This is a genomic window from Halobellus sp. Atlit-38R (genome assembly GCF_003665925.1).
GTDB classification, from domain to species: Archaea; Halobacteriota; Halobacteria; order Halobacteriales; family Haloferacaceae; genus Haloquadratum; species Haloquadratum inordinatus.
Map to the genome: position 1 here is coordinate 1 of NZ_QXIJ01000235.1, position 498 is coordinate 498.

General features: G+C 75.7%; 1 protein-coding gene. It reads left to right on the forward strand.

The window, feature by feature from the left end; genetic code table 11:
* On the forward strand, positions 1-498 hold a 498-nt coding region (locus D3D02_RS19115), incomplete at both ends, for an ABC transporter permease (RefSeq protein ID WP_147435753.1).

Genomic DNA, 498 nt, shown 5'->3' on the forward strand with positions numbered 1-498 from the left:
GCCGCCGACTCGTCGGCGTCGGCGGCGACCGTCGAGGCGACCGAGACCGGGGCGAACGACGGCGTCCGCGGGGCGCTGCGGCACGTCTTCGTCGTCGCGGTCACCGAGTACCGGCTGGCGGTCCGGAGCCGGTGGGCGCTCGCGCTGACCGGGCTGTTCGTCGCGTTCGGCGGCGTCGTCTTAACGTTCAGCGGCTCCGCGGTCGGGCCGGCGGGCGCAGAGCGCGTCGTCGCCTCGCTGACGAGCCTCGCCGCGTACCTCGTCCCGCTCACGGCGCTCGCCTTGGGCTACGACGCGATCGTCGGCCGCGAGGACGAGGGGTGGCTCGCGGTCGTGTTCTCGCTGCCGGTCCGGCGGAGCGAGGTCGTCGCCGGCACGTACCTCGGCCGGCTGGCGGTGCTGGCCGGCGCGACGCTCCTCGGGTTCGGCTTCAGCGGCGCCCTGATCGTCCGGGAGTTCGGGGTCGCCGAGCTGCCCGCGTTCCTCGGGTTCCTCGGG